Genomic DNA, 24,841 nt, shown 5'->3' with positions numbered 1-24,841 from the left:
CTCGTGACGTTGTTCAGCCAGTCTTCTGTGCCAGGCGGCTGCGCAGGGCTTCCAGCGGGCGCGGGTCGATCCACTCGCGCACGTCGAAGCGCGCCGGGATGAAGTTCCAGCGTTGCAGGAAGTCGGTGAAGTCCTGCAGGGCGAGGATCGAACCCTCCTCGAGGTTAGTGCGCAGGCGCAGGTGGGCATCCTCGCCGTAGGCGGTGGCGACCCAAAACTCGCTGCTGTTGGTTTCCCGCGCCAGGTAGCGGCGGGTGTCGTCCGGGTGCTGGTGCGCCCAGTCTTCCGCGCGCAATACCGAGGCGAGGATCGCGGTGGCAGCGTCGGGGTGCTGTTCCAGCAGGTTGAGGTCGACGCTCAGGGTGCGCGGCGTGCCGTTGTTGGAGCGGATCAGCGGCTCCGGGTGCGCGCCGGTGTCGATCACCGTGTGCAGGCCGAACTGCTGCGCCAGTTGCACGGCGTGGGCGCCCTTGAGGAAGATCGCGTCCACTTCGCCGCGCAGCAGGCCGACCAGCTCCGGGTTCTGGCTGCGCCGGCGGCTGCCGCCGTGGCCGGTGATGCCGACGATGTTGCCTGGCGCCTCGTCGCTGAAGGTGCCCTTGAGGCCGAAGTCCACCAGCTCCAGGTCGCGCACTTCCAGGCCTTCCAGGCGCAGGGCGTTTTCCAGGCCGCGGATGGCCTGGGCGCGGGTGAAGTCGATCTGCGCGCCGCTCCAGTCCGGCAGGCCGAAGCGCCGGCCCTTCAGATCGCGCACGGTGCGGATGCCGCTCTCTGCGGTGGTCAAGATCAGCTGCGCCTCATCGGCCCAGGACAGGCCGATCACCCGAGTTTCGCGGCCGCTGGCGCGGGCCCAGATGGCCGGGATATTGCCGCCGTGGCGCACCGAGTTCTGCAGGGTGTGGTCGAAGTGCGACTCGCGCACTGCCTGGTCGGCGGACTCGCGCAGCGATTTGATCTGGGTGCCCTGCTCGGCGAGGGATTCTTCCAGCCAGCCTTTCTGCACGGCGATGCCAAGGCCGGTGGGGACCGGGCAGCGGGTGTACCAGAGGGTATCGAGGGGACGGGACATGTTCAGCTCCTTGTGGCTCAGGCGCGAGCCTTGAGTTCGTGGATGTCGGCGCGTTTGCCCTGCACCAGCGGCAGGACTTCCTGGCCGATGCGCAGGGCTTCTTCCAGGTGCGGGTTGCCGGCGAGGATGAAGGTGGAGAAGCCGGCGTCGCGGTATTCGGCGAGGCGTTCGGCGACGTTCTCGTGGCTGCCCACCAGGCCGATGGTCGGGCCCGGCTTGGCCTTGCCGAAGCCGGCCCAGAGGTTGGGGCCGATGATCAGGTCGTCGAAGCGCTCGACGTTCTGGTGGTAGGCGGTCTGCCGCGCGGCGCCGACGGAATCCGAGCCGGTGGCGAAATTCTTGATGAAGGCGCTGGTGCGCGCGTCGATGCGCTCGTACTGGCGGCGCAGTTCGCTCCAGGCGGCCTCTTCGGTCTCGCGGGCGAACAGGTCGATGCGGATGCCGAAGCGGATCTCGCGGCCCTGCTTGTCGGCCAGCTCGCGCACGCGTTCCAGGTGCGGCTTGAGCTTGTCGATGGGTTCGGCCCAGTTCAGGTAAACATCGGCGTGCCTGGCCGCGACGTCCAGCGCCGGGTCCGAGAAGCCGGAGAAGTACACGCCGGGCTTGCGCACGTTGCGCAGTGCGATCGGCAGCGAGCCGTTCTCCAACTGGTAGATGTCGCCCTGGTAGGAGAACTGCTCGTTCTTCCACAGGCCGTCGATGATGTCGAGGAACTCGCCGGTGCGCTGGTAGCGCTTGTCGTGTTCGAGGAAGTCGCCGTTGGCGCGCTGGCTGGCGGGGTTGCCACCGGTGATGATGTTCCACTCCAAGCGGTCGCGGGACAGGTGCTGGAGGATCGCTGCCTGCTGTGCGGCGTAGGCGGGCAGGGTCCAGGCGGCCTGGAAGGCGATCAGGAATTTGATCCGGCGGGTCTCGCGGGCCAGCGCGGCGGCGGCGATCCACGGCTCCGGCCCGGTGGGCAGCAGCGCGCCCTCGAAACCGGCGATCTCGGCGGCCTTGGCCACCTGGGCGATGTAGTCGATGTAGGTGAACCCGTCCGGCTCGCCATTGGGCAGGCGGCCCGGCGCGATGTTGCCAGGGCGCTCGATGTGGCTGCCACGGTTGTTCTTGTCAGAGGCGAGATAGGGACCGTCGCTGCCCAGCGGCAGTCGCCAGAAGAATTCGGTGCTCATGGCCATGCTCCTTTGCTTTGCGGGGGCAGCGTCGTGCTGCTCGTGCAGGGTATTGAGCAAGGGCTGTGCCCAAAGCCTGCAGGCCAGGCGGGACGGGGCTTTCAGGATGGATTGCTGCTCTGGCAGCAGGGCGTTTGTCTGTACAGCAGCAGTGGGTCAGCAGAGGATGCTGGGCGGGCAGCAATTTCGCCCGTTCAGCCAGGGTTGGCGGCCTTTGTTGGCTTTTTTGAGTTTTAACCTATTGATTTTTAGAGATATTTTTTAGTGGCACAACTCCTGCTCAGTCAGTGGAAGACCGCCCCGCGGTTCATCCATCCCCCGATTGCCAGGAGGCACTCCATGTCCACCCTCGACCCGCAACTCGCCAGCCAGCTCGAACAGGTCCGCCGCGACTTCGCCAAGGCCTTCCGCGTGCTCAAGGAGAGCCGCACCCTCACCGCCACCAACACCTACCAGGCCTACGTGCGGGTACCGGATAGCGACCAGGTGATCGCCGTCCACGCGCCAAGCCCCTGGGCCGACGACCAGGAAATCCGCGCGGTGGTGGCTACCTATGACGGCGAAGTGATCCTCGACGAAAGCATCCCCGGCGCGACCCCGCTCAGTGGCCGTGGCGCGGGTGGCAACGGCAAGCGCTATGCGGCGATCTTCCAGGCGCGCCCGGAGGTGAACGTGGTGATCCACGTGCACACCGCCTACCTCGGTGGCTGGGCCAGCGCCCACCGCGTACTGCCGATCCGCTACGCCGCCTCCCAGCGCGTGACCCTGGCCCGCGAGCTGCCGATCTACATCGACCGCCGCCAGCCCGAGCCGCTGTTCATCCTCGACAAGCTCGCCGAGAACCCGCACACCCCGGCCATCCTCGAAGCCAACGGCGGCGCTACCTTCTGGGGCGAGGACCTGATCAAGGCGTCCAAGCTGATCCTGCTGCTCGAAGAGGGCGCCTACTTCCAGGGCCTCGCCGAAAGCCTCGGCGGCTCGAAGGAATTCGGCCCCGGCGTGCTGGAACAGCAATGGAAGATGACCGGCCTCTGGGAGCAGGGCCAGAAGCTGCTGGGCGCGGCGGCCTGAGTTTCTTCCCGGCATGAAAAAGCCCTCTTGCGAGGGCTTTTTTGTGGCCGTGGTCCTTGTCCACGCCGCATCTCAGCTCACTGCTTGGCCGCCACCGCAGGCCCCGAGCTGCGTTGCCAGAAGCTTTCCAGCTGCTGGTTCTTCAACCCTTGCTCGACGAACTTCGGTTCCAGCAGGTCATCCACCTTCACCTCGTTGCGGATCAGTTTCGCCTTCAGGCTGTAGGCGATGCCGTCGGTGTAGTGCTGGCGCAGGGCGTCGTCGTAGAGCGGGGAGAAGTGCGCGGCCCAGGGCTCGCCGGCGACCTCGCGCTGCAGCACGCTCAGCGGAACACCGGAGCGGGCCTGGGCGTTCTGGTACTCCGCCTGGTTGGCGTCCTGGGAGACCCACCACGCGGCTTTCAGGTAGGCGTCCACCACCAGCTGGGTGAGGTCGGGATGGTCTTTCACGAAATCCTTCGCGCCCCAGACCTCGGCACGCATCTTCCAGTCGGCCGGGGCCTCCTTGCTCGACCAGATGATGTGGCCGACCTGCTTGTCTTCCAGCAGGAAGGCGTCGCTCAGGGTGAAGAACGCATCCACCCGCCCGGCGCTCAATGCAGCGGCCCCGGCCTGGGGGTTGAGGTTGAAGATGCGGAAGTCCTCGAAGCCCAGGTGGTTGGCGTCCAGCAGCTTGGCGAACGACAGCTCCCACGGCCGGCCCCTGTGCAGGGCGATGCGCTTGCCCTTGAGGTCGGCGATGGATTTCGCCGTGGAGCCCGGCGGTACCACCAGGTAGACGTTGTTGCCGATGCCGCCAGGGACGATCAGTTGGGTCTGCACGCCTGAGGCGTTGGCGATGATCGACGGCAGGTCGCCGTAGAAGGCGAAGTCGATGCGCTTGTTGGCGAACTCCTCGTTGACGAAGGTGCCCACCGAGCCGGTGGTGGCGGGCACCCATTCCAGCTTGATATTGCGCTGGGCCAGTTGCTGCTCCAGCCACTTGTCGCGGTCGATTACGTAGGCCGGGCCGTTGAAGGTGATTTGCCCGGCGTTGGCGTAGGCCACGGTGGCGATGCGCAGGGTGGTGGGCTGCTCGGCGGCCAGGGCGCCGCTTGCGAGCAGCACGGCGGCGGCCGGCAGCAGCCGGCGCAGCGCGCGATGCAGAAGACTCATGGGGATTACCTCGCTCAGAAGTCGGTGGTGACCGAGACGCCGAAGGTGCGCGGGTCGCCGAACATGACGGCGGCGGTCTGGTAGCCGGTGGGCAGGGTGTGGTTGCGGTATTCCTTGTCGGTGAGGTTGTTTACGTAGGCAGTGACGCGCGTGGTTTCGCCCGGCAGTTCGTAGGTCACCCGCGCGTTGCCCAGGGTGTAGCCACCGGTGCGCATGTTCTGGCTCTGGTCGTTGGTGAAGAAGTACTGGCGGCTGCGGGTGTTCCAGTCGGTACCCAGCACGACAGCGCCGCCAACGTTGAGCGGGATGCGGTAGTCGGCGCCGATCACTGCCGAGACGTTCGGCGCGCGGACGAAGTGGTTGCCGGAGTAGTCGTTCGGGCCGGAGGTGTAGTCGGTGAACTCGGTGTGCAGCAGGCCGAGGCCGAAGTTGACGTGCAGGTTTTCCACGGGGATGGCTTCGAGCTCGAATTCGGCGCCGTACGCCTCGCCCTGAGCGCCGTTGGCCAGTCGCGAGACGGTCTGGTTGTTCACCGCGGTGACGATGTTGAGCTGGATGTCCTCGTAGTCGTAGTAGAAGAGGCTGGCGTTGGCGTTCAGGCGGCCGTCGAACCACTCCGATTTCAGGCCCAGCTCATAGGAGGTGAGGTATTCCGGATCGACCTTGGCGACGGTGGCCTGGCTGGTGACGCCGGCGTTGTAGCCGCCGGAGCGGAAGCCGCGTGCATAGCGGAAGTAGGCGCGGGCGTTGTCGGAAATCCGGTACTCGGGCGTCAGGTCCCAGCTGTAGTCGCTCCAGGTGTTGCTCTCGTCCTGGGTGGCGTTGACGACCAGCGGGGATTCTACGTTGCCCGGCTGCCACCAGTGGCCGTCGCCGAATCGCGCCGTGCCACGGTTGACCAGGCGCTCCAGGTCGATGTCCTTGGTTTCGCGGGTCCAGCGCAGGCCGGCGGTGAGGCTGAAGTCGTCGGTGAAGTTGTAGGTGGTACTGCCGAAGATCGCGTAGCTCTCGGTCTTCTGGTCGTAGCTGACGTTGTTGTAGTAGCTGGGGATGTAGACGTTGGGCAGCGCCGCGTTGGCGTTCTTCGATTCCAGGTCTTCGTTGAAGTAGTGGAAGCCCAGCACCCAGTTCAGCCGGTCGGTGCGCGGCGAGGCCAGGCGCAGTTCCTGCGACCATTGCTGGCTGTCGGCGTAGCTGTAGCTGCGCTGCAGTTCCTGCGGGGTGTTGTCGCTGTCGGTCCAGCCGTCGCGGGTGAAGTGCTCGAAGGCGGTGATGGAGGTCAGTTCCAGCTCGCCCAGTTGCCAGACCAGGTTGAGGTTGCTGCCGGCCTGGTCGATCTCGGCCTGGTACTTGGCGTTGAAGTTGGCCTTGCCCAGTTCCGGGTCGATGGAATAGCCGAACTGGTTGGTGCCGTTCGGGCGAGTGCCGTAGCTGACGGTGTTGTAGCTGGCGGTGTCGTGGTAATGGCGGGCGTGGACGTTGAGGTTGGCGTCGAGGTTATCGTTCACTCGCGCGGCCAGCTGCAGGCGCACGGCGTCGTCTTCCAGCGCGCCCTGGTCGTCGCCGTCGTTGATGTTCTCGGTGTAGCCGTCGCGGCCCTGATGATGGAAGGACAGGCGCCCGGCCAGCTTGTCGTCGACCAGCGCGTCGCTCACCGCGCCTTCGACGATGCGGTTGGCGTAGTTGCCCATGTCGACCTTGAAGTAGCCCTCGGGGCTGAAGGTCGGCTTGCGCGAGATGAAGTTGATCGCGCCGCCGGTGGTGTTCTTGCCCCACAGGGTGCCCTGCGGGCCGCGCAGCACTTCCACGCGCTCCTGGTCGAACAGCGGGAAACCGGTGGCGCTGATGTTGGCGATGTACACGTCGTCGACGTAGATGCCGATCGGGCTGACCGTGTTGGCGCCCTGGTCACCAGTGCCCAGACCCCGAATCCACCAGCGTGGGCGCCCGTGCCCGTCGGTGGTGCCGGCGGAGGCGTTGGGGGTGTAACGGGTGACCTCGCTGGCCGATTGCAGGGAGGCGTCGCGGATCTTCTCGCCGCTCAGCACGGTGATCGGTGCTGGCACTTCCTGTACCGATTCCTCGCGCTTCTGCGCGGTAACCACCACCTTGCCCAGGGTTGGCGCGGCGCTGGCTTCTTCCTTGTTCTGCGTATTGTCATCGGCCGCGTAGGCATTGAGGCTGGCAAGCCCCAGGACGACGGCGAAGGAAAGGGTATTGCGTTTGAACATGGTGTCCCCAGGGGGGCGGCGAAAGGACGGCTGCTCTGTGGTGCTCGGTCGTCGCCGCAAGGCATGAAGCTGTTATTGCGTTGCTCTTGTACTGGCTCACGCGTCATGAAGGCCGGATGGCTTGAGGGAGACATCGCAACATCCGTACCGCTTTCCTGGTAAATGTTAACTAGCTGATACAAAAGGATTTTTATAGATGGCTGCGGGCGTTGTGCTGCTGAGGCAGCAGTCCATGCTGGGACGTCGCTGCCTGGGCAGCAACGAGTCAGCAGGCCCCGAGGCTTTCGTCGCAGTGCCGCTGGAACGCAATGTGCAGCTGTTAAGCTGTGCCCTTGAACGACCTGGAGTTGGCAATGAATACGCTCTTGCCGGAGCAACCCCTGCAACGCTTCCCGCGTAACCAGCGCGGCCGCGATTTCGTGGTGGGAGATGTGCACGGCCATTTCGAATTGCTGCAGCGTCTGCTCGATCAGGTCGGATTCGATCCGGCCGCCGACCGCCTGTTCGCCGCCGGCGATCTGGTCGATCGCGGGCCCTATTCGCCGCAGGTGCTCGACTGGCTGGCCAAGCCCTGGTTCGCCTCGGTGCGCGGCAACCACGAGCAACTGGTGATCGACGTGGTACTGGCCGGCGATGACCGCGACCTGCACTTCCGCAATGGTGGCACCTGGCTCTACAAGCTCACGCCGGTGACCCGCGAGCGTATCGCCCGGCGGCTGCAGCAGTTGCCACTGGTGATCGAAGTCGAACTGGGGGAGGGCCGTCGCGTCGGCATCGTGCATGCCGAGGCGCCGGTCTCACCGGCCTTCCCCGACTGGGACAGCGGCGTCGCCGCGCTGGCCGGCGAGCTGGGTGAAACCGCCCGACGCAACGCCGTCGGCCTCTCGATGTGGGCACGCACGCGCATCGAGAAGGAAGACGCCACGGTCATTGCCGGGCTGGAGCGCCTGTATGTCGGCCATACCGCGCAGAACGCCGTGCGCCCGCTGGGCAACACCCACTACATCGACACGGGCAGCGGTTATGCCGATGGTTGCCTGAGCATCGTCGACATGCATAGTGGCGAAGTGGAAACGGCGGCCGCGCGCTGAGCGGCCGCCGGGGCGGTCACTCGCCGCGGATGTACTGTTCCAGTTGCTGGATCAGCTCGGCCTGTTCGGCGATGGCGGCCTTCACCAGGTCGCCGATGGACAGCAGCCCCAGCAGCTCGCCGTTCTCCACCACCGGCAGGTGGCGCAGGTGGCGCTCGGTCATGATGCCCATGCACTTGTCGACGTTCAGGTGGGTGTCCACGGTGATCACCGGTGCGGTCATCACCGCGCTGACCGGCGTGTTTTCAGAATTGCGCCCCTGGAGCGCCAGGCGCCGGGCGTAGTCGCGCTCACTGAAGAAACCGACCAGTTGGTTGGCCTCCACCACCGGCAGGCCGCCGAGGTTCTTCTCCGCCATCAGGCGCAGTGCATCGATCACCAGCGCATCCGGGGCGATGGTGTAAACCTGCTGGTCCGCCTTGGCGTTCAACAGCTGAGCCACAGTCTTCATTCCTACCCCCTGTTCGTCGTTCACGGCGCGATGCCCGTGGTTCATAGAGAATCGTGGACGAATCGCGATCCGGCAAGGCCGCAAAGCGCCGTCCGCCGTCACGGGAGCGTCATGCCCCCGCGGCGCGACTTATACTGTGATTCCCTTCCTTGTTTCCCCCCACGAAAGACCGGCCATGACTGACGACGACCTCGACCTTCACGAACCCGAACACGACCACCTGCTGGACCTCGACGACGACCTCGATGGCCTGCTGGAGGAAGATGCCGCGTTCTTCGAGGACCCGCCCGGCAATCACGAGGAGGAGGACGGGGACGCGGAGGAATACCAGCCGGGCCTGGACGAGGACTGGTAGAGGACTGACCTTCGGACGATATCCGGGCGTCATGATTGGCTGGCAGAATGCTGGCCAGACAATAAAGAGAAAGCACCATGCGCAACGTCACGCTCGCCCTGGCCGTTTCCCTGCTCTGTGGATGTTCTTCGGACGTCCGCCGGGATGACCGCACCGCGCCCATTTCCCTCTACCGCGACACCCGCCACGTGATGGTGGTGAACTTCCAGCCCGACGCCATGGTGGCGGCCAACCCGCGCTGGGGCGTATTGAAGGCCAGCTGGCGCGAGGCGCTGCGCGACGAGGCCGGCTCGGCGGACTACCAACTCACCGAGCAGGACGGCGAACCGCGCGCCACCGACACCCTGTCCACCCTGGTGGTGATCGAGGTCGGCTCCGGCCACAACGCCAACAACCGTCCCGGCAGTGGCGACGAGGAGTGGATCACCTCCACCGTGCGCTACCACGACGGCCTGACAGGCCAGTTGCTCGCCTCGCGCCGCTATGAAAGCGAAGCCGACGGCGACCTGTTCACCTCGATGGGCTCCTCGGAAGTCAGTGCGGTGTCTGAACAGATTGTCGGCGAGATCACCAGCGCGCTGCTGGTCGCCCGTCCGCCCCGCAGCCTGCCGGCGCCACTGCCCGCCAACAGGCCAGCGCAGCCGCCCGAAGCGGTCCCGCAGCCGGTGTCCCCGACAGCCGCGGAAACCGTTGCCCACGTTTCCGGCCCACTGAGTCAGGAACAGCAACTGATGGAGTTGCAGCGGCGCAACCTGCCCTACGAGCAATACCGCGACGAGTACCGGCGGATCATGGGGCACTGACTGCCCCTGAGCCGCAGGGCGAGTTATCGCGGCTGCTAGAACCAGCCCCCGCTCGATAACTCCTGTTCGCAGCTCTTGTATTGGACGCCATACAGCGAGGCGCGCGCCTGGACCTTCTGGGACACCGTCTTCAGCCACGGCTTGGCGTCGTAGCTGCGCTGGCGATAGCCGCCCCAGCCCTCGTGATAGTTTAGGTACTGGCCGTAGGCATCCCACTTGGAAACGCGGTTCACGTTGTAGGTCTTGTTCATGTACCAGCCCATGAAGTCCAGCGCATCGGCGAAGTCGTCGCGGTCGGCGCCCCATCCACCGGCCTCCTTCTTGTAGTCGGCCCAGGTCTCGTCCTTGGCCTGGGCGTAGCCGTAGGCGGAACTGACGCGGCCCCAGGGAATGAAGCCGAGGAAGTAGTAACGCGGTGGCAGGGCGTCGTGCTTGAAGGAGGACTCCTGGTACATCATCGCCATCGGCACCTGGACGGTGCCGCCCCAGCGCTTTTGCACCTGCAGCGCCGCTTCGTGCCATTTCGGCTTTTCGCGGAATATCTCGCAGAGGTTTTCGGGGTTCGCCGGCGGTTTGGTGGCGCACCCGGCAAGGGCCAGGAGCAGGGTGGGCAGCAGAAGCCGGAGCATGGGCGGTTTGTCCTTTTCGCGCGCGATGGCGCAAGGCTTATACAGCCTCTGGTGGCGAAGAGGAATCGTCCGGCGTCGAGGGTTTTCCTGGCCGTGAAGGCCATCGGCCGGCCTGGCCTGCGTGGTGCTTGCCGGCAGAAACAGAAAAGCCCGCTCAGGGCGGGCTTTTCGGGTGGTTTCGCCGGCTGCCGGCGGCAGTCGCGAAACGGAGGATGGCGCACCAGGCGGGATTCGAACCCACGACCCCTGCCTTCGGAGGGCAGTACTCTATCCAGCTGAGCTACTGGTGCGTAATGCCGCGGCTGGCGCGGCAGGCGGCAATCATACGCATCTCACGTGCGGGCGTCCAATGCAGGTACGCTCGTTCATGATATCGAACGAGAACAGCCGCCTGTCGGTAGAAAACCTCCGAAAACCGGTTGCGAGCGGATACCATCGTGGGTTTTGTCGAACAAGCTATTGCCCTTTGCAGTCGACGGCCCTAGGATTCGTTTGAGATTTCAAACGCCTCCCCATCACAACAACAGGAGACCGGAGCATTGGCATCACACCAGCCGGCCATCAGCCTGCGGGATGACAGTCTTCCGTTGCACCCACCGCATGTCCCTTGTGACAGGTCTCCGTGCGGCTTCCGTCGATCAGCGTACCGGAAGGTTGTAGGGCAGTCGTACTCCTGGGCCGAGCCTGGGAACCTGTGCGTGAACGAGTTCAACCAGACGGGGCAATGACCCCGGCCTGCGTTTTTTCGTGTCCGCATGCCGAGCGAACTAAGAGCCGTTCGCCGGGCGCCGCCTCCAGGCTGAGGCGGCATTCGCCTGCGCGTCGATACTGAGCGGCCGGGGCGAATGAACGGCAGAGACTGCGGTCTCTCCCATCCAGACAACAAGGCAGGCGGGGACTCCAGGTCGACCCGCCGTCCACAGGCTTTCCTCGAAAGGAGACAGGTCATGCAACTCAATGATGCCAAGCTGTTCCGCCAACAGGCTTACATTGATGGTTCCTGGGTCGACGCCGACAACGGCAAGACCATCAACGTGAACAACCCGGCCACCAACGAGATCATCGGCACCGTGCCGAAGATGGGTGCCGACGAAACCCGTCGCGCCATCGAAGCTGCCGACAAGGCCCTGCCGGCCTGGCGTGCGCTGACCGCCAAGGAACGCGCCAACAAGCTGCGCAAATGGTTCGACCTGATGATCGCCAACCAGGATGACCTGGCCCGCCTGATGACCATCGAGCAGGGCAAGCCGCTGGCCGAAGCCAAGGGCGAGATCGCCTACGCCGCCTCCTTCCTCGAGTGGTTCGGCGAAGAAGCCAAGCGCATCTACGGCGACACCATTCCGGGCCACCAGCCCGACAAGCGCATCATCGTGATCAAGCAGCCGATCGGCGTGACCGCGGCCATCACCCCGTGGAACTTCCCGTCCGCAATGATCACCCGTAAAGCCGGCCCGGCCCTGGCCGCTGGCTGCACCATGGTGCTCAAGCCTGCTTCGCAAACCCCGTACTCCGCCCTGGCCCTGGCCGAGCTGGCCGAGCGCGCCGGTATTCCGAAAGGCGTGTTCAGCGTCGTCACCGGCAGCGCCGGCGAAGTCGGCGGTGAGCTGACCAGCAACCCGATCGTGCGCAAGCTGACCTTCACCGGTTCCACCGAGATCGGTCGCCAGCTGATGGCCGAATGCGCCAAGGACATCAAGAAAGTGTCCCTGGAGCTGGGCGGCAACGCTCCGTTCATCGTGTTCGACGATGCCGACCTGGACGCCGCCGTCGAAGGCGCGCTGATCTCCAAGTACCGCAACAACGGCCAGACCTGCGTCTGCGCCAACCGCCTGTACGTTCAGGACGGCGTGTACGACGCCTTCGTCGAGAAGCTGAAGGCCGCCGTGGCCAAGCTGAACATCGGCAACGGCCTGGAGCAGGGCGTCACCACCGGCCCGCTGATCGATTCCAAGGCGGTCGCCAAGGTCGAAGAGCACATCGCCGACGCCGTTTCCAAGGGCGCCAAGGTTCTCACCGGCGGCAAGCCGCACGCCCTGGGTGGCACCTTCTTCGAGCCGACCATCCTGGTCGACGTGCCGAAGTCCGCCCTGGTGTCCAAGGACGAGACCTTCGGCCCGCTGGCGCCGGTGTTCCGCTTCAAGGACGAGGCCGAAGTCATCGCCATGTCCAACGACACCGAGTTTGGCCTGGCTTCGTACTTCTATGCCCGCGACCTGGCCCGCGTGTTCCGCGTCGCCGAGCAGCTGGAATACGGCATGGTGGGTATCAACACCGGCCTGATCTCCAACGAAGTGGCGCCGTTCGGCGGCATCAAGGCCTCGGGCCTGGGTCGCGAAGGTTCGAAGTACGGCATCGAGGACTACCTCGAAGTCAAATACCTCTGCCTCGGCGGTATCTGATCCGTTTTTTCCGTGGGCGCGGGGTGGCAGGCAAGAGCTGACAGCCACCCTCGCGTCGGCGTTTTCCGGTGGTAGCACCGGACAACCCGTCCGGCGGGCCGCAAGTGCCACGACAGTCGATCATCGTATGCTGTCGTGCGTGGCTTCTCCCCGCTTTCATCCTTTGATCCGGTCGCCCGATGAGCGGCCACTGAGGAAGCTATGAGCAAAACCAACGAATCCCTGCTGCAACGTCGTCAGGCCGCCGTACCGCGTGGTGTAGGCCAGATCCACCCGGTCGTCGCCGAGCGCGCCGAGAACTCCACCGTGTGGGACGTCGAAGGTCGTGAGTACATCGACTTCGCCGGCGGCATTGCCGTACTGAACACCGGCCACCTGCACCCGAAAGTGGTTGCCGCCGTTCAGGAACAGCTGACCAAGCTGACCCACACCTGCTTCCAGGTGCTGGCGTACGAGCCCTACATCGAGCTGGCCGAAGAGATCGCCAAGCGCGTTCCGGGCAACTTCCCGAAGAAGACACTGCTGGTCACCTCCGGCTCCGAAGCCGTTGAAAACGCCGTCAAGATCGCCCGTGCCGCCACCGGCCGCGCTGGCGTGATCGCCTTCACCGGCGCCTACCACGGCCGTACCATGATGACCCTGGGCCTGACCGGCAAGGTCGTTCCGTACTCCGCTGGCATGGGCCTGATGCCGGGCGGCATCTTCCGCGCCCTGGCTCCGTGCGAACTGCACGGCGTGAGCGAAGACGAGTCGATCGCCAGCATCGAGCGCATCTTCAAGAACGACGCTCAGCCGCGCGACATCGCAGCCATCATCATCGAGCCGGTTCAGGGCGAAGGTGGCTTCTACGTCAACTCCAAGGCCTTCATGCAGCGCCTGCGCGCCCTGTGCGACGAGCACGGCATCCTGCTGATCGCTGACGAAGTGCAGACTGGCGCTGGTCGTACCGGCACCTTCTTCGCCACCGAGCAACTGGGCATCGTTCCGGACCTGACCACCTTCGCCAAGTCCGTTGGCGGTGGTTTCCCGATCTCCGGTGTTTCCGGCAAAGCCGAAATCATGGACGCCATCGCTCCCGGCGGCCTGGGCGGCACCTACGCCGGTAGCCCGATCGCTTGCGCCGCGGCCCTGGCCGTGCTGAAAGTGTTCGACGAAGAGAAGCTGCTGGAGCGTTCGCAAGCCGTTGGCGAGAGCCTGAAGGCGGGTCTGCGCGACATCCAGGCCAAGCACAAGGTCATCGGCGACGTTCGTGGCCTGGGTTCGATGATCGCCATCGAGCTGTTCGAAGGCGGTGATCACAACAAGCCGGCCGCTGAACTGGTCAGCAAGATCGTGGTTCGTGCCCGTGAGAAAGGTCTGATCCTGCTCTCCTGCGGTACCTACTACAACGTGATCCGCTTCCTGATGCCCGTCACCATCCCTGACGCGCAGCTGGAAAAAGGCCTGGCCATTCTGGCCGAGTGCTTCGACGAACTGGCCTGAGCCTCGCTGCTCTAACCGTTCGAGAGAAAGGCCCGCGCAAGCGGGCCTTTTTTCGTGCATTTTTTATGTGAAGTGTCCGGCGAAGTTGATGGTGCGCAGGGGAAAGCTGGTGGGCTTTGGACTACGCTGCGCTGTATCCGAAGGCCGCTGGCCGGCGGCATCCGAAGGACCGAGCACTCGGCAAGGAAGGCTCAGGATCGGTTGTTTCCGCTCGCGACGGCATACGTCCCGAACGAGGTGCGATCCATGAGCGATTCGCCTGGCGTACTGGTCGCTGCCAGCGACCCGTGGAGCCGCGAGCTGCTCGGCCAACTGGTGCTGAGCGTGCGTTGCGACGCGAAAGTCGAATTCTGCGAGGACGGTGATACGGCCATCGAGTCCTGCCGCCGCCATCCTTTTGCGCTGATCCTCGCCGAGCGCGAGCTACCCGGCAGCGACGGCCTGGAATTGCTGCGCCACGTGCGCCTGCGCCGCCGCGGGCCGCTCGCCCAGCCGTTCATCCTGATCAGCTCCAAGGCCGATGCCGCCAGCGTGCGCGCCGCCCTGCCGCTAGCGCCCACGGCCTACCTGGTCAAGCCCTTCAACGCCGAGAGCCTGCGCGAACGCCTGCGCGCGCTGCTGCTGGCACCGGGCGAAAACGTCGTCTGCGAACTGCCGACGCTGGAGCAGAGCCTGTCGCTGGAACGCTTCCTGCAGACCGAGCGCGACGCCACCGAGGGCGCGCCGCTGATGGGCGAGGTCGGTGCGGCAGTGAACCGCTGCATGGAGGCCAGCGAGATCAACCTGGAGATGCTCGAACGGGACTTCGGGCACGATCCGCAGATCACCGCCAGCCTCATCTCGGCCGCCAACAGCGCCGCGCGGCATGTCGGCATGCCCTGTCAGACACTGATGCAGGCGCTGTCGCGCCTGGGCGTGGCGCAGGCGCTGAACCTGATGCTGGCGGTGGCGCTGCAGCGCGCCTCGACCCTCGATGACCCGCTGCTCAAGGAGCGCGCCGAGCGCTTCTGGGAGCTTTCCCGGCATACCGCCGACGCCGCGTTTGCGCTGGCCGAGTCACTGGGCGCGGACGCCGACCGTTGCTTCACCGCGGGCTTGCTGCACTGCCTGGGCGACCTTGCACTGCTGCGCAGCCTGCAGGACTGGCATAGCGCCGGTGGCGAGCTGAGCGAAGCGGAAGTGGATAAGGTCGTGAAAGAGCATGGCGCGAGCTTCGGTTCCGCTCTGCGTACCCGTTGGCGCCTGCCGCTGGAACTGCGCAGCCTGATTGCCGCCGCTTACGCCATCGAGCACGGGGTGTTCAGCCGCGAGGCGCTGATCGTCAACCTGGCCGCGAGCGCGGCGCGGCTGCCGGAAGATGAACTGCCCGGGCTCAAGGACCACAAGGCCGCGCGCATGCTGCAGCTGACGCCGGCACAGCTGGGCTATCTGGGGCGGACCTGAGCAATCAGGACTGCGTGTAGTAGTACTTCTTCGCCCAGGCATACGGGCGCTGCCGTTCGGCGCACCAGGCGGCAAAGTCGCCTTCGGGCTGCGCCGAGTAGGTCAGCCAGTCATCCAGCAGGGCTGATAGCTGCACGCCTTCCTCGACTTGGCGGGCAAACGGGCTGGCGTCGGGAGCTTCGTTGATCAGTCGGGCCGCGAGGTCGAGCGCTTCGCGCGCCTCGGCCGGCTCGCCGATGAAGAAGCCTTCGTCCAGGTGGTGCATGGCGTAATCCGCAGCACCCAGGGCGAAATCGATCAATCGGAAGCGGACTGCGACATCTTCGGGACGCGCCGCCAGCGCCCGGCGCAGGAGATCGCCATCGCTCTGCAGTAGCCCAAGCCAGCGCAACGGGGCATGGGCCGTCGGTTCGCTGTCGATCCAGGCTTGCAGTGTGGGAAAGAGGAAGCACGCGAGCAATGGCTGGGCGAGGAACTGGTGGGCTTCGCGGGTCTGGCTGTGCAGCGTGAGTATCTGCAGGCTCAGTTCGCGGGCGGATTGGGAATCGGGAGCAGGGGCATTGCGCAGAAATCCTTCGAGGGCGGCAAATGCCTGCCGGCGTACGCCTCGGCTGCGGGCGCGGGCGTAGTCCGCCAGCGCCTGCAGGCCGGGAAGGCCCGCCAGTTCATCGGCGAGCCGTTCCAGTCCTTCGAAGTTTTCCTGGTTCCAGAAGTGCACGAGGTGCTGTGCTTAGCGCGCGGCCAGCAGTTCCTTGCCGCGTACCACGGCGGCGCGGACCTGGTTAGGTGCGGTGCCGCCGATGTGGTCGCGGGCGTTCACCGAGCCTTCCAGGGTCAGCACGGCGAACACGTCGTCATCGATCTGGTCGCTGAACTGGCGCAGCTCGTCCAGGCTCATCTCGGCCAGGTCCTTGCCGCTGTCCACGCCGTACTTCACGGCGTGGCCGACGATTTCGTGGCAGTCACGGAACGGCAGGCCACGGCGCACCAGGTAGTCGGCCAGGTCGGTGGCGGTGGAGAAGCCACGGCGGGCCGCTTCGCGCATGATGTCGCGCTTGGGCTTGATCGCCGGAACCATGTCGGCAAAGGCACGGAGGCTGTCGCGCAGGGTGTCGGCGGCGTCGAACAGCGGTTCCTTGTCTTCCTGATTGTCCTTGTTGTAGGCCAGTGGCTGGCCCTTCATCAGGGTCAGCAGGCCGGCGAGGTGGCCGAACACGCGGCCGGACTTGCCACGCACCAGCTCCGGGACGTCCGGGTTCTTCTTCTGCGGCATGATCGAGGAGCCGGTGCAGAAGCGGTCGGGCAGGTCGATGAACTGGAACTGGGCGCTGGTCCAGAGCACCAGCTCTTCGGAGAAGCGCGACAGGTGCATCATCGCCACGGCGGCGGCGGCGCAGAATTCGATGGCGAAGTCGCGGTCGGACACGCCGTCCAGCGAGTTGCCGGAGATCGCTTCGAATCCCAGCAGTTCGCAGGTGATGGTCCGGTCGATCGGGTAAGTGGTGCCCGCCAGCGCGGCGCTACCCAGAGGCATGCGGTTGGCGCGCTTGCGGCAGTCCACCAGGCGCTCGTAGTCGCGGCTGAGCATTTCGAACCAGGCCAGCAGGTGGTGGCCGAAGGTCACAGGCTGAGCAGTCTGCAGATGGGTGAAGCCGGGCATGATGGTGTCGGCTTCGGCTTCCGCCAGGCCCAGCAGGCCCTGCTGCAGGCGGGTGATCTCGGCGAGGATCAGGTCGATCTCGTCGCGCAGCCACAGGCGGATGTCGGTGGCCACCTGGTCGTTGCGCGAACGGCCGGTGTGCAGCTTCTTGCCGGTGACGCCGATGCGGTCGGTGAGGCGCGCCTCGATGTTCATGTGCACGTCTTCCAGGTCGACACGCCAGTCGAAGGTGCCGGCCTCGATCTCGCTCTGGATCTGCTTGAGCCCGTCGATGATAGTGTCGCGCTCGGCGTCGCTCAGCACGCCGACCTTGGCCAACATGGTGGCGTGGGCCATGGAACCCATGATGTCGTGGCGGTAGAGGCGCTTGTCGAAGTCGACGGAGGCGGTGAAGCGGGCGACAAAGGCATCGACGGGCTCGCTGAAACGGCCGCCCCAGGACTGGTTGGTCTTCTCTACGCTCATGGATCTCTCTTCCGGAAACGGGCAGGCGCGGCGTGCGGCCTGCATGAAGGGCAAAGTGCGACGATAATAGCAGGCTGAATGACAAAACCGGCGGCGCTTTGGCGAGTTGCGGCGGGGGAGCGGGGGGCCGATTGCCGCGGGTGACCGAGCCGATCCTTGCGCTGGCCGACAATTCCAGCGTTTTGCCATCACGCGGCGCTTGCCGCCATGCAGGCGCTTACGGAAACTGCGTCGATGCCCAGATTGACGAAGACCGGCGACCAGCCGGCGCCCAACGAAGATTTCTTCATCCCCGAACTCTGCCAGCCCGAGGCGCTGTTCAGCCTGGTGCTGCTCGCTGAGTTGCTGGTGCTCGTGCTGGTACTCGCCGAGCCGATGACACCCAGCTTCAATTGGGTGCGGCTGGCCCTATCCTCGCTGTTCGTGCAGTGGATCGTGCTGCTCTCGGCCGGCCTGCTGTGCCAGTTGCGGCCTTTCATGGCGCGCTGGCCGGCGTGGTTCTCCGGTCTGCTCAGTTGTGCGCTGGTGGTCCTGCTGACGCTGGCTTGCACCTGGGTGGCGGATTATTTCTCCCTCGGCGGGCCGATGAACCGCACCGGTGAGGTCAATCTCTACCTGCGCCATGCATTGATTGCGCTCATCATGTCCACGCTGTTGCTACGCTATTTCTATCTCCAGAGCCAATGGCGACGGCAGCAGCAGGCTGAGTTGCGGGCGCGGATCGAATCGCTGCAGGCGAGAATCCGTCCGCATTTCCTGTTCAACAGCCTTAACAGCATCGCCAGCCTGATCGAGATCGATCCGGCCAAGGCCGAGCTGGCGGTGCTGAATCTTTCGGACCTTTTCCGCGCCAGCCTGGCCAAACCTGGAACATTAATTTCCTGGGGAGAGGAACTTGAGCTGGCCAGACGCTATCTTTCCATTGAGCAGTTCCGTCTTGGCGACCGGTTGCAGATGGACTGGCAAGTGAGCGGCGTGCCCGATGGCGTGCCGATTCCCCAGTTGACGCTGCAGCCATTGCTTGAGAACTCATTGATTTATGGCATCCAGCCGCGCATCGAAGGCGGTCTGGTGAAAGTTGAGGCGGAATACCGTGACGGTGTGTTCCAGCTCTGCGTGAGCAACCCGTACGACGAATCGACCGAGACGCTGCCCACGAAGGGGACCAAGCAGGCCCTGCAGAATATTGCAGCGCGACTTGCGGCACTTTTCGGGCCAAAAGCTAGTCTCACCGTCGAGCGCCGTGACGGACGGCACTTCACCTGTCTACGCTATCCATGTGCGCGTCTCATGCAGGAAGCCTGAGCTTATGAATGTCCTGATCGTCGATGACGAACCACTGGCGCGAGAGCGCCTGGCCCGGCTGGTGGGGCAACTGGACGGCTATCGCGTCCTCGAGCCATCCGCCAGCAACGGCGAAGAAGCGCTGACGCTGATCGACAGCCTGAAGCCGGATATCGTCCTGCTGGATATCCGCATGCCCGGCCTGGACGGGCTTCAGGTGGCCGCCAAGCTGTGCGAGCGCGAAGCCCCTCCGGCGGTGATTTTCTGTACCGCCCATGATGAATTCGCCCTGGAGGCGTTTCAGGTCAGTGCGGTCGGCTACCTGGTCAAGCCGGTCCGCAGCGAGGACCTGGCAGACGCCCTGAAGAAGGCTTCGCGGCCCAACCGCGTGCAGCTGGCGGCGCTGACCAAGCCCCCGGCCGCCGGCGGTCCCGGCCCGCGCAGCCACATCAGTGCGCGGACCCGCAAAGGGATCGAGCTGATTCCGCTGGAAGACGTGATCTTTTTCATCGCCGACCACAAATACGTGACCCTGCGCCACGCGGGCGGTGAAGTGCTGCTGGACGAACCGCTGAAGGCGCTGGAGGACGAGTTCGGTGACCGATTCGTGCGTATCCACCGCAACGCGCTGGTTTCCCGCGAACGCATCGAACGCCTGCAGCGCACCCCGCTAGGGCACTTCCAGCTGTACCTGAAAGGACTCAATGGCGATGCGCTGACTGTCAGCCGCCGCCATGTCGCCGGCGTGCGGCGACTCATGCATAACCTGTAGCGACACAGTGCCGCAGCGACTGAAGCCCGGGGGGCAGCCCCCGGGCTTTTCGTTTGCTTGAGCTGTTATCATGCGGGCACTTTCTTGCACGCTTCCTTTGCCTGGAAATGCCCATGTCTCGCGAAATCCGTATCGCCACGCGCCAGAGCGCCCTGGCACTCTGGCAGGCCGAATACGTCAAGGCCCGCCTAGAACAGGCTCACCCTGGCCTGACCGTGACCCTCCTGCCGATGACCAGCCGCGGCGACAAGCTGCTGGATGCGCCGCTGGCGAAAATCGGCGGCAAGGGCCTGTTCGTCAAGGAACTGGAAACCGCCCTGCTGGAGAATGAAGCGGACATCGCCGTGCACTCCATGAAGGACGTGCCGATGGACTTCCCCGAAGGCCTGGGCCTGTATTGCATCTGCGAACGTGAAGACCCGCGCGACGCCTTTGTCTCCAACACCTATGCGAGCCTTGACGACCTGCCTGCCGGCAGTGTGGTCGGCACTTCCAGCTTGCGCCGCCAGGCCCAACTGCTGGCCAGCCGGCCGGACCTGCAGATCCGCTTCCTTCGCGGCAACGTCAACACCCGCCTGGCCAAGCTCGATGCCGGCAAATACGACGCGATCATCCTCGCTGCCGCCGGTCTGATCCGCCTCGGTTTCGAAGACCGCATCCGTTCTTCCATCAGCGTTGAAGTCAGTCTTCCGGCAGGCGGCCAGGGAGCGGTGGGCATCGAGTGCCGTACCGCCGACGCAGAAGTCCACGCCCTGCTGCAGCCGCTGCATCACCGTGAGACCGCCCTGCGTGTCACCGCCGAGCGCGCGCTGAACAAGCGCCTCAATGGCGGCTGCCAGGTACCCATCGCCTGCTACGCCACCCTCGAGGGCGATCAGTTATGGCTGCGTGGCCTGGTCGGCCAGCCCGACGGCACCGAACTGCTGCGCGCCGAAGCCCGTGCGCCCTTCGCCGAAGCCGAAACCCTCGGCGTGAAGGTCGCGGAAGACCTGCTGGGCCAGGGAGCCCAGGAAATCCTCGACGCGGTCTACGGCGAGGCCGGTCACTCGTGAGCCGCTGGCGGCTGCTGCTGACCCGTCCCGAAGAGGATTGCGCGGCGCTCGCCGCCACCCTCGCCGAACATGGCATTCACGGCGACTGCCTGCCTTTGCTGTCGATCACGCCGCGCGAAGAGACACCCGTCGAGCGCAGCCTGATCCTTGACCTGGACCGCTACTGCGCGGTTATCGTGGTCAGCAAGCCCGCGGCGCGCCTGGGCCTGGAGCGGCTCGACCGCTACTGGCCGCAACCGCCGCTGACCCAGCGCTGGTTCACCGTGGGCGCCGCCACGGCGACTATCCTCGAAGACTACGGTCTGGATGTGGTCTGCCCGCAGGACGGCGACGACAGCGAAGCCCTGCTGGCTCTGCCAGAGTTCGAGCAAGCCCTGCAGGTGCATGATCCGAAGGTGCTGATCATGCGCGGCGAGAGTGGCCGAGAATTCCTTGCCGAGCGCCTGCGCGGCCAAGGCGTGGTGGTCGACTATCTGGAACTCTACCGGCGCGAAATGCCGGCATACTCTCCGGGCGAACTGCTGCGGCGAATCCAGGGGGAGCGTTTGAACGCCATCGCGGTCAGTAGTGGGCAGGGCCTCGAGCACCTGCGCCAGCTGGCGGCGGCGGATTGGCCGCAAGTCAGTGCCATGCCGTTGTTCGTGCCCAGCCCGCGGGTGGCTGAGCTGGCGCGGGAGATGGGGGCGCTGCACGTAATCGATTGCCGGGGCGCAAGCCCGGCGGCATTAATGGAAGCGTTGAGAAGCGCCGACTAGAACAATTTCCGAGCGAAGGATGGATCTGTGAGCGAAGCCGTCACTCCCCAAGAGACTTCACCAACATCGTCCAGTCCGGCCCCCGTGCCGGCCCCGCGCAAGGGCGGCACGGGCATCGCCCTGCTGGCCCTGCTGGTCGGCGCCGCCGGCCTCGCCGCCGGTGGCTGGGGTGTCTGGCAGGTCCAGCAGCTCAAGGGCGCCGAGCAGCAGCGTGCCGCGCAACTGGAAGATGCCCGCGCCCAGGCGCAGGGCCTACAGAACGCCAACGCGGAGCTGAACAAGCGCCTGGATACCCTGCCCAACGCCGACGAGCTCGAAGCCCGCCGCCGCCTCGTGGTGGAGCTGCAGGGCGACCAGCAGCAGCTGGCCAAGCAGGTCAAGCAGGTCCTGGGGCAGAGTCGCCAGCAGTGGCGCCTGGCTGAATCCGAACACTTGCTGCGCCTCGCCGCGCTGCGCCTTTCCGCACTGCAGGACATCGACAGCGCCACCGAGCTGGTCCAGGGTGCCGACGATATCCTTCGCATGAACAATGATCCGGGGGCGTTCGCTGCCCGCGCGCAATTGGCCAAGAGCCTCGAGGCGCTGCGCGCGCTGCCGCGTCCGGATCGCACCGGGCTGTTCCTGCAGCTGGGTGCGCTGCGCGACCAGGCTGCGCAGCTGCAACCGCTGAACCCCGCCTTCAAACCCTCCGACACCGGGAGCGGCCCGAAAACCGCCTGGAGCGACGGCAATGATCGCTGGAGCGAGTGGTGGGATCGCGTCTCGCAATACGTGCGCATCGATTTCAACGCCGGGCAGGACATCCGCCCGCTGCTTTCCGGCCAGCAGCTGGACCGCGTCCGCCTCGCCCTGAGCCTTGCCCTGGAGCAGGCGCAGTGGGCCGCGCTGAACGGCAAGCAGGACGTCTACGAGCAGGCGCTGAAGCAGGCCAAGCAGATAGTCGGCGACTTCTTCAACGCCGACCTTGCCGACAGCCGCGCGCTGGTTGCGCGACTGGATGAGCTGAGCGGCCAGGCCGTCACCGTGCAGACGCCGGACCTCGGCCCGGCCCTGAGTTCGCTGCAGGCCTACCTGTCGCGCCGCGAGAATGCGGTGCAGCAGCAGGAGGCGGTGGCGCCCGACGCGGGGACCCAGCCATGAGCCGCGTCTATGTCCTGATCCTTGCCGTGGTCCTGGCGGCGACCCTGGTCGGGCTGGCCATCGCCGAGCAGTCCGGCTACGTGCTGATCGCCTACAAGAGCTTCCGTTACGAATCCAGCCTGTGGACCTTCCTCGCACTGCTGGTGGTGCTCTGGGTGATCTACCTCGTCGTGCGCCTGGTGTTGCGCCTGCTGGGCGTGTCCGGCCGCGTGGTGAACCCCTGGTCGCGCTTCAACCGTCGCCGCCGTTCGCAACTGGCCGAGGAGCACGGCCAGCGTGATCTCGCCGAAGGCCACTGGGCGCAGGCGCTGCGTCACCTGCGTCGTGCTGCCGAGCTGAGCGATCGCCCACTGCCGCATTACCTGGGCGCCGCCCGCGCGGCTAACGAGCTGGGCAAGACCGAAGAATGCGACGAACTGCTGGACCGCGCCCAGGAGCGCGAGCCCGGCTCCGAACTTGCGGTAGGCCTGACCCGTTCCCAACTGCTGATCAATCGTGGCGACTTCACCCGCGCCCGCGTGGTGTTGGACAAGCTGCACCAGGATCATCCACGTCATCCGACCGTCCTGCGCCTGCTCCAGCAGCTCTACGTCAGCCTCCATGACTGGCAAGCCCTGTGCGTATTGCTGCCCGAACTGCGCAAGGAGCGCGTGCTGCAGAACGCCGAGCTGGCGGACCTGGAGCGCCGCACCTGGATGGCCGCGCTGGGCGAGGCGGGCGAGCAGGGCATCGGCCAGGGGGAAAGCAGTCTGCAGCCGCTGACCCAGCGCTGGCAGAACGTGCCGTCGAACTTGCGTGCGCAACCGCCGCTGGTAGCGGCGTACGCCGAACAGTTGCTGCGTCTGGGCGCGCCAGAAGAGGCTGAGGACGTGCTGCGCAAGGCGCTCAAGGAAGGCTACGACAGCCGTCTGGTGCACTTGTATGGCCGCGCCCGTGGTCGCGATGGCGCGCACCAGTTGAAGACTGCCGAAGGCTGGCTGAAGCAGCATGGCGACGATCCCGAGCTGCTGCTGACCCTCGGCCGCCTGAGCCTGCAAAACAAACTGTGGGGCAAGGCGCGCGAGTACCTGGAGGCCAGTCTGGCGCGCCAGCGCAGCGCGGAAACCTGCGCCGAGCTGGCGCGCCTGCTGGCGCAGCTGGGTGAAGTGGAGCGGAGCAATCAGCTGTTCCAGGAGGGCCTGGGTCTGCTGGCTCCGCCGGTCTCACTGCCGGCGGCCGCGCGCGCCTGATCGCGTTGCTCGAAGTGAAAACGGCGCCCCTGGGCGTCGTTTTCGTTTTCAGGGTTTGCTGTAGCTAATGCGATAGATCGCACCGTTCTGATCATCGCTGACCAGCAGCGAGCCGTCCGGTGCCACCAGTACGTCCGCCGGCCTCCCGCTGACTCCGCCATTCTTGTCGAGCCAGCCTTCGGCGAACACACTCTGGCGCTTCAGCGTGCCGTCCTCGTTGAGCTCGATCCGCGCAACGCGATAGCCGATCTTCTGCGTGCGGTTCCACGACCCGTGCTCGGCGATGAACAGGTTGTTGCGGTACTCGGCGGGGAACTGCTCACCCGTATAGAAACGCAGCCCCAACGCGGCGACGTGCGGGCCCAGCCTGGCCACTGGCGGAGTGAAGGCAGAGCAGGGTTTCCTACCCTCTTCAGGATCGGCGATGTCGCCCTGGTGACAGTCGGGATAGCCGAAGTCCTCGCCCAGCTTGCTGACCTTGTTCAGCTCGTCATCGGGCTTGTCGTCGCCGAGCATGTCGCGTCCGTTGTCGGTGAACCACAGTTGCCTGGTCTGCGGGTGCCAGGTGAAGCCGACCGTATTGCGGATGCCGTAGGCGACCACTTCCCGCGCGCTGCCGTCGGCGTTCATGCGCTGCAGGTTGGCGTACTGGTTGCGGTCTGGGCGGCAGATGTTGCACGGCGCGCCGACCGGCACATAGAGCTTGTCGTCCGGGCCAAAGGCGATGAATTTCCAGCCATGTGCGGTTTCCTTCGGAAACTGCGCCGGCAGTTCCTCGGCCCTGGGCGGGGCGTCCAGGTGCGCTTCGATGTCGCGCAGCACGACGATGCGGTTGATCGACGACACGTACAGGTCGCCCTTGTGGAAGGTCACGCCCACGGGCATCTGCAAACCATTGGCGAGCGCTTTTACCCGGCCGTCGGGCTTCACCGCATAGACCTTGTCCGCGGAGCGGCTACCCACGAACAGCGTGCCCTTTTCGCCCCAGGCCATGGCGCGGGCGCCCGGCACCTGGTCGGTGAGCAGGCTGATGTGGAAGCCTTCAGGGAGTCGAATCTGGCTGAGGTCAGTGGCGGCTATGGCCGGTGCTGCTGTCAGGGAAAGCAGCGAGCAAAGTAGGAAATGACGACGCAT

At 65.5% G+C, this 24,841-nt stretch carries 22 protein-coding genes and 1 tRNA gene; 13 read left to right on the top strand and 10 right to left on the bottom strand.

Annotated elements, in window-relative coordinates; translation table 11 throughout:
- Positions 1 to 13: 13 nt before the first annotated feature.
- Complete coding sequence (locus tag ACIPK7_RS15070; RefSeq protein WP_192432335.1) at positions 14 to 1,069, bottom strand: ABC transporter substrate-binding protein; 1,056 nt, start codon at positions 1,067 to 1,069, stop codon at positions 14 to 16.
- A gap of 17 nt (positions 1,070 to 1,086) precedes the next feature.
- Positions 1,087 to 2,241, bottom strand: coding sequence for an LLM class flavin-dependent oxidoreductase (locus tag ACIPK7_RS15065; RefSeq protein ID WP_401088570.1), 1,155 nt, complete (start codon positions 2,239 to 2,241; stop codon positions 1,087 to 1,089).
- Between the two features lie 339 nt (positions 2,242 to 2,580).
- Between ACIPK7_RS15065 and ACIPK7_RS15060 the strand changes: the two genes are divergently transcribed.
- The gene (locus ACIPK7_RS15060; protein WP_192432333.1) at positions 2,581 to 3,312 is read left to right on the top strand and encodes a class II aldolase/adducin family protein; all 732 of its coding nucleotides are present in this window, start codon (positions 2,581 to 2,583) and stop codon (positions 3,310 to 3,312) included.
- A 77-nt stretch (positions 3,313 to 3,389) separates the two neighbouring features.
- On the opposite strand, the gene ACIPK7_RS15055 is transcribed toward ACIPK7_RS15060, so the two are convergent.
- Both ACIPK7_RS15055 and ACIPK7_RS15050 read right to left on the bottom strand, forming a co-directional pair.
- On the bottom strand, positions 3,390 to 4,466 hold the full coding sequence (locus ACIPK7_RS15055) for an ABC transporter substrate-binding protein (RefSeq protein WP_401088568.1): 1,077 nt from the start codon (positions 4,464 to 4,466) through the stop codon (positions 3,390 to 3,392).
- 14 nt (positions 4,467 to 4,480) lie between these two features.
- Positions 4,481 to 6,697 (bottom strand): TonB-dependent receptor, encoded by a 2,217-nt coding sequence (locus ACIPK7_RS15050; protein ID WP_192432331.1) that lies wholly within the window; start codon positions 6,695 to 6,697, stop codon positions 4,481 to 4,483.
- Positions 6,698 to 7,050: 353 nt separating this feature from the next.
- Between ACIPK7_RS15050 and ACIPK7_RS15045 the strand changes: the two genes are divergently transcribed.
- Positions 7,051 to 7,788: a metallophosphoesterase gene (locus ACIPK7_RS15045; protein ID WP_401088566.1), complete on the top strand. Its 738-nt coding sequence runs from the start codon at positions 7,051 to 7,053 to the stop codon at positions 7,786 to 7,788.
- A 16-nt stretch (positions 7,789 to 7,804) separates the two neighbouring features.
- Here ACIPK7_RS15045 and ACIPK7_RS15040 read toward each other — a convergent pair whose 3' ends face one another.
- Positions 7,805 to 8,239 (bottom strand): CBS domain-containing protein, encoded by a 435-nt coding sequence (locus tag ACIPK7_RS15040; protein WP_192432329.1) that lies wholly within the window; start codon positions 8,237 to 8,239, stop codon positions 7,805 to 7,807.
- 175 nt (positions 8,240 to 8,414) lie between these two features.
- Between ACIPK7_RS15040 and ACIPK7_RS15035 the strand changes: the two genes are divergently transcribed.
- Together ACIPK7_RS15035 and ACIPK7_RS15030 are read left to right on the top strand one after the other, a co-directional pair.
- Positions 8,415 to 8,594 (top strand): hypothetical protein, encoded by a 180-nt coding sequence (locus ACIPK7_RS15035; protein WP_192432328.1) that lies wholly within the window; start codon positions 8,415 to 8,417, stop codon positions 8,592 to 8,594.
- Between the two features lie 77 nt (positions 8,595 to 8,671).
- Complete coding sequence (locus ACIPK7_RS15030) at positions 8,672 to 9,397, top strand: hypothetical protein (RefSeq protein ID WP_401088564.1); 726 nt, start codon at positions 8,672 to 8,674, stop codon at positions 9,395 to 9,397.
- A 35-nt stretch (positions 9,398 to 9,432) separates the two neighbouring features.
- On the opposite strand, the gene ACIPK7_RS15025 is transcribed toward ACIPK7_RS15030, so the two are convergent.
- Together ACIPK7_RS15025 and ACIPK7_RS15020 are read right to left on the bottom strand one after the other, a co-directional pair.
- Positions 9,433 to 10,026, bottom strand: a complete 594-nt coding sequence (locus tag ACIPK7_RS15025; protein ID WP_401088562.1) for a hypothetical protein — start codon at positions 10,024 to 10,026, stop codon at positions 9,433 to 9,435.
- 213 nt (positions 10,027 to 10,239) lie between these two features.
- Positions 10,240 to 10,316: transfer RNA gene (locus tag ACIPK7_RS15020), tRNA-Arg, on the bottom strand.
- 657 nt (positions 10,317 to 10,973) lie between these two features.
- Here ACIPK7_RS15020 and gabD point away from each other — a divergent pair.
- The 3 genes from gabD to ACIPK7_RS15005 all read left to right on the top strand — a co-directional run bounded on the left by gabD (position 10,974) and on the right by ACIPK7_RS15005 (position 15,350).
- A complete protein-coding gene (gene gabD, locus ACIPK7_RS15015; protein WP_088415861.1) occupies positions 10,974 to 12,425 on the top strand; it encodes an NADP-dependent succinate-semialdehyde dehydrogenase in 1,452 nt (483 codons plus the stop codon).
- A gap of 201 nt (positions 12,426 to 12,626) precedes the next feature.
- On the top strand, positions 12,627 to 13,907 hold the full coding sequence (gene gabT, locus ACIPK7_RS15010; protein WP_045213232.1) for a 4-aminobutyrate--2-oxoglutarate transaminase: 1,281 nt from the start codon (positions 12,627 to 12,629) through the stop codon (positions 13,905 to 13,907).
- A 246-nt stretch (positions 13,908 to 14,153) separates the two neighbouring features.
- Positions 14,154 to 15,350, top strand: a complete 1,197-nt coding sequence (locus ACIPK7_RS15005) for an HDOD domain-containing protein (RefSeq protein WP_401088560.1) — start codon at positions 14,154 to 14,156, stop codon at positions 15,348 to 15,350.
- A 4-nt stretch (positions 15,351 to 15,354) separates the two neighbouring features.
- Here the strand turns inward: ACIPK7_RS15005 and ACIPK7_RS15000 are convergent, their stop codons facing one another.
- Positions 15,355 to 16,068 carry a hypothetical protein gene (locus tag ACIPK7_RS15000; RefSeq protein WP_401088558.1) on the bottom strand — a complete coding sequence of 238 codons (714 nt, stop codon included), beginning with the start codon at positions 16,066 to 16,068 and terminating at the stop codon, positions 15,355 to 15,357.
- 12 nt (positions 16,069 to 16,080) lie between these two features.
- On the bottom strand, positions 16,081 to 17,475 hold the full coding sequence (gene argH / locus ACIPK7_RS14995; RefSeq protein WP_192432324.1) for an argininosuccinate lyase: 1,395 nt from the start codon (positions 17,473 to 17,475) through the stop codon (positions 16,081 to 16,083).
- 234 nt (positions 17,476 to 17,709) lie between these two features.
- On the opposite strand from argH, the gene ACIPK7_RS14990 reads away from it, so the two are divergent.
- The 6 genes from ACIPK7_RS14990 to ACIPK7_RS14965 all read left to right on the top strand — a co-directional run bounded on the left by ACIPK7_RS14990 (position 17,710) and on the right by ACIPK7_RS14965 (position 23,707).
- Complete coding sequence (locus tag ACIPK7_RS14990) at positions 17,710 to 18,780, top strand: sensor histidine kinase (RefSeq protein WP_192432323.1); 1,071 nt, start codon at positions 17,710 to 17,712, stop codon at positions 18,778 to 18,780.
- Positions 18,781 to 18,784: 4 nt separating this feature from the next.
- Complete coding sequence (gene algR, locus ACIPK7_RS14985) at positions 18,785 to 19,531, top strand: alginate biosynthesis regulator AlgR (RefSeq protein ID WP_017521347.1); 747 nt, start codon at positions 18,785 to 18,787, stop codon at positions 19,529 to 19,531.
- Positions 19,532 to 19,644: 113 nt separating this feature from the next.
- A complete protein-coding gene (gene hemC / locus ACIPK7_RS14980) occupies positions 19,645 to 20,583 on the top strand; it encodes a hydroxymethylbilane synthase (protein ID WP_401088556.1) in 939 nt (312 codons plus the stop codon).
- On the top strand, positions 20,580 to 21,338 hold the full coding sequence (locus ACIPK7_RS14975) for a uroporphyrinogen-III synthase (RefSeq protein WP_401088554.1): 759 nt from the start codon (positions 20,580 to 20,582) through the stop codon (positions 21,336 to 21,338). The genes hemC and ACIPK7_RS14975 overlap by 4 nt, the downstream gene beginning before the upstream one ends.
- A 27-nt stretch (positions 21,339 to 21,365) precedes the next feature.
- Positions 21,366 to 22,478 carry a uroporphyrinogen-III C-methyltransferase gene (locus ACIPK7_RS14970; protein WP_401088552.1) on the top strand — a complete coding sequence of 371 codons (1,113 nt, stop codon included), beginning with the start codon at positions 21,366 to 21,368 and terminating at the stop codon, positions 22,476 to 22,478.
- Entirely contained in the window at positions 22,475 to 23,707 is a 1,233-nt protein-coding gene (locus ACIPK7_RS14965; protein WP_192432319.1) for a heme biosynthesis HemY N-terminal domain-containing protein, read from the top strand. Before ACIPK7_RS14970 ends, ACIPK7_RS14965 begins: the two co-directional genes overlap by 4 nt.
- A gap of 48 nt (positions 23,708 to 23,755) precedes the next feature.
- On the opposite strand, the gene ACIPK7_RS14960 is transcribed toward ACIPK7_RS14965, so the two are convergent.
- A complete protein-coding gene (locus ACIPK7_RS14960) occupies positions 23,756 to 24,841 on the bottom strand; it encodes a PQQ-dependent sugar dehydrogenase (RefSeq protein ID WP_401088550.1) in 1,086 nt (361 codons plus the stop codon).

The organism is Pseudomonas sp. NPDC086581 (assembly GCF_044746165.1).
Lineage (GTDB): Bacteria > Pseudomonadota > Gammaproteobacteria > Pseudomonadales > Pseudomonadaceae > Pseudomonas.
This window is presented reverse-complemented; position numbering and strand designations above follow the sequence as displayed.

Excerpts from the sequence above, each read along its gene's own strand:
- ACIPK7_RS15070 (WP_192432335.1), bottom strand. The coding sequence starts at position 1,069 with ATGTCCCGTCCCCTCGATACCCTCTGGTACACCCGCTGCCCGGTCCCC.
- ACIPK7_RS15065 (WP_401088570.1), bottom strand. The coding sequence starts at position 2,241 with ATGAGCACCGAATTCTTCTGGCGACTGCCGCTGGGCAGCGACGGTCCC.
- ACIPK7_RS15060 (WP_192432333.1), top strand. The coding sequence starts at position 2,581 with ATGTCCACCCTCGACCCGCAACTCGCCAGCCAGCTCGAACAGGTCCGC.
- ACIPK7_RS15055 (WP_401088568.1), bottom strand. The coding sequence starts at position 4,466 with ATGAGTCTTCTGCATCGCGCGCTGCGCCGGCTGCTGCCGGCCGCCGCC.
- ACIPK7_RS15050 (WP_192432331.1), bottom strand. The coding sequence starts at position 6,697 with ATGTTCAAACGCAATACCCTTTCCTTCGCCGTCGTCCTGGGGCTTGCC.
- ACIPK7_RS15045 (WP_401088566.1), top strand. The coding sequence starts at position 7,051 with ATGAATACGCTCTTGCCGGAGCAACCCCTGCAACGCTTCCCGCGTAAC.
- ACIPK7_RS15040 (WP_192432329.1), bottom strand. The coding sequence starts at position 8,239 with ATGAAGACTGTGGCTCAGCTGTTGAACGCCAAGGCGGACCAGCAGGTT.
- ACIPK7_RS15035 (WP_192432328.1), top strand. The coding sequence starts at position 8,415 with ATGACTGACGACGACCTCGACCTTCACGAACCCGAACACGACCACCTG.
- ACIPK7_RS15030 (WP_401088564.1), top strand. The coding sequence starts at position 8,672 with ATGCGCAACGTCACGCTCGCCCTGGCCGTTTCCCTGCTCTGTGGATGT.
- ACIPK7_RS15025 (WP_401088562.1), bottom strand. The coding sequence starts at position 10,026 with ATGCTCCGGCTTCTGCTGCCCACCCTGCTCCTGGCCCTTGCCGGGTGC.
- gabD (WP_088415861.1), top strand. The coding sequence starts at position 10,974 with ATGCAACTCAATGATGCCAAGCTGTTCCGCCAACAGGCTTACATTGAT.
- gabT (WP_045213232.1), top strand. The coding sequence starts at position 12,627 with ATGAGCAAAACCAACGAATCCCTGCTGCAACGTCGTCAGGCCGCCGTA.
- ACIPK7_RS15005 (WP_401088560.1), top strand. The coding sequence starts at position 14,154 with ATGAGCGATTCGCCTGGCGTACTGGTCGCTGCCAGCGACCCGTGGAGC.
- argH (WP_192432324.1), bottom strand. The coding sequence starts at position 17,475 with ATGAGCGTAGAGAAGACCAACCAGTCCTGGGGCGGCCGTTTCAGCGAG.
- ACIPK7_RS14990 (WP_192432323.1), top strand. The coding sequence starts at position 17,710 with ATGCCCAGATTGACGAAGACCGGCGACCAGCCGGCGCCCAACGAAGAT.
- algR (WP_017521347.1), top strand. The coding sequence starts at position 18,785 with ATGAATGTCCTGATCGTCGATGACGAACCACTGGCGCGAGAGCGCCTG.
- hemC (WP_401088556.1), top strand. The coding sequence starts at position 19,645 with ATGTCTCGCGAAATCCGTATCGCCACGCGCCAGAGCGCCCTGGCACTC.
- ACIPK7_RS14965 (WP_192432319.1), top strand. The coding sequence starts at position 22,475 with ATGAGCCGCGTCTATGTCCTGATCCTTGCCGTGGTCCTGGCGGCGACC.
- ACIPK7_RS14960 (WP_401088550.1), bottom strand. The coding sequence starts at position 24,841 with ATGCGTCGTCATTTCCTACTTTGCTCGCTGCTTTCCCTGACAGCAGCA.